Origin of the sequence: Pseudomonas sp. DC3200b2 (assembly GCF_049895785.1) — a bacterium.
Classification (GTDB): Bacteria; Pseudomonadota; Gammaproteobacteria; order Pseudomonadales; family Pseudomonadaceae; genus Aquipseudomonas; species Aquipseudomonas massiliensis.
This window is the reverse complement of the sequence record NZ_JAFCTA010000018.1, coordinates 1-2,057: the sequence shown is the minus strand read 5'-3', so window position 1 is coordinate 2,057 and position 2,057 is coordinate 1. Positions and strand designations below refer to the sequence as shown.

Here is a 2,057-nt window from a genome sequence, read left to right as displayed (position 1 = left end):
AAGCTCTGCTTCATCGACCCCTGTATGCGCCCTGTCCGCCAAGAGAGACGCGCATACGGGGGTTTTCTTTTTGGCCATACCGGCTCCTTTCCCGTGCCGTCAGCATACCTGCTGCGTGCACTTTGTTTCTATGTATCAAGTAAAGAAGCCCGCCAAGCGCATCGAAGGCTCGTGCCTTCGCTTTCCGATGCGCCTAGCGGGCCCCACTGGGATAATCAGGAATCGCTGCGAGTGAGCGGCCTAGCGCCTCTCGGGATGAAGTAGCCAACGGTTTTGCCAATGGAATAAAACCCAACTGGAACCCGAACGACCTTGTTAACCAGACCTTGAAAAACGGTGGCGTCTTCAACATTGAGGGTGACCAGTTCGAGCTTCTGCCCCCCCTCTGGAAGCGGTATCGATCCGAGGATCTGCACCTTGTCACGAGGGTCGAAAACCTCTCCGGTTTTCTTGGAAGTGCCACCTGGTTGAACGAAGACGTTGGCGACCTGGCCGCACATCGTGAACATCGGATCGGCCATTACTCGCCCTCCACCGGAGCGTCTTTGGAAAGCATCAGCTCGCGATAGACCTCGGCTGCATTTTCACCGTGGCTGTCGGCATAGGCCTGCGCCACTTGGTAAAGCCCATCAGTGACGATCTCCAAAAGCAGAGACTGGCGGCTCTCATCGAGGCGCGTAGCGAGGGCATCAGCAAGACGCACAATTGGAGGATTGAGGCGAAGGGTGACACCTTGTTTCATGCTGTTCTCCTGAGCTTCGGCATCGGCATGAGCCATTACCTCAAGGCGATGCTGGACGTATTTCTGGAAGGGATTCGAGGATTCTGTCATGGCGATTCTCATCTGATTTTTTAGAGATTCATTATTGAATCACGAAAGAATCATATCGCGTTTCACGCGAAGAACAAGGACTAGCTTCGCTAGTAAATCAAAAGCCCCTCGCCGGGGGCATCTGCTCTGGGCCGGTTGGCCCAGAGCAGAAGCCGGAGGGTGTTTGGTGGGGGTACCGTCAAGGGTTCGCTTCGCCCGGCGCTCCGTTCGCCGGGCAAGCCCGACGAGCCGGTGCGGCGGCCCCTGACGGGCAGAAATCTGTGTGGGGGTTAAGGCTGGTCAGGAGCCTTGGGAGATTCGCCTGTAAACCGATATTCACCGCCTAGGAAGCGGTAAAAACGATCCCAGTAAGGAAGCTGATCGAGGGGTTCATCCAGAAGCGATTCAGGGATCTCGACGCCCCGGAATAGTCCAAAACTATTCAGCAGGCGTTTGCCCTTGAGGCGCTGAGCGGCAAACCAGTTGTCTTCGAGTGACAGATCCGAAAACTTAACCGCGTACTTGAAGACCTCCATGAACCCCTCGCTGGGGTCGCCTGTAATCGGCCTACAGTCAACGATCATGCTATCGCCCGTAACGGATAACCATTCATGGCTAAGCACGCTCTGAGAGGGCTTGGAGGCGCACAAGGCGATCATGTGGCAATGCGGATGCCAGCCATTGCCCTTGTTGGTCAACTCAAGCGTATAAACCGCACCTTCCGCCTTACACAGCTCTGTCCAAGGCCTTGCACGCCCTGGGAGGCCGTAGTTGCGACGACGGTCGAGCAATCGACGCAAAGAACGCGTTAGATGAGCTTGCCGCTCCTCTAGGTCATCACCATTTTTAACGGTTAGGGTGATGAGATAGGGAAGCAAATCAGGGCGTTCAGCCTGGATGACCTCCCAGCGTGCCAAATAGGCCCCAAGAGCCTTGGCACCGCGCCGAATTGCGCAAAGCGGGCATACAAGATGCTGCTTGCAGAAAGTGGCGTTGTGAAGCCGAACCTTGCCCACCGTGAAATACTCCCGGAAATGCAAGTAATTGCCACAGGAGGCGAGCCCTGCAGCGGTCTTTATGGCCTCTGGCGACGGAGCACCACGAAGGTGATCCAGCATCTCTAACGACCTTGCATGAGCTTGGCCATAGCGTGCTATTCTTTCGCCCAGAAGCTCTGCTTCATCGACCCCTGTATGCGCCCTGTCCGCCAAGAGAGACGCGCATACGGGGGTTTTCTTTTTGGCCA

The 2,057-nt window shown here is 56.0% G+C and carries 3 protein-coding genes; all 3 read right to left on the bottom strand.

Annotated elements, in window-relative coordinates; translation table 11 throughout:
* Positions 1-215 precede the first annotated feature (215 nt).
* Positions 216-521 (bottom strand): hypothetical protein, encoded by a 306-nt coding sequence (locus ACP691_RS21640; protein WP_426154350.1) that lies wholly within the window; start codon positions 519-521, stop codon positions 216-218.
* Positions 521-832, bottom strand: coding sequence for a hypothetical protein (locus ACP691_RS21635; RefSeq protein WP_426154348.1), 312 nt, complete (start codon positions 830-832; stop codon positions 521-523). The genes ACP691_RS21640 and ACP691_RS21635 overlap by 1 nt, the downstream gene beginning before the upstream one ends.
* Positions 833-1,101: 269 nt before the next feature.
* Positions 1,102-2,057: protein rep (locus ACP691_RS21630; RefSeq protein WP_426154346.1), on the bottom strand; the 956-nt coding region annotated here is incomplete at its 5' end.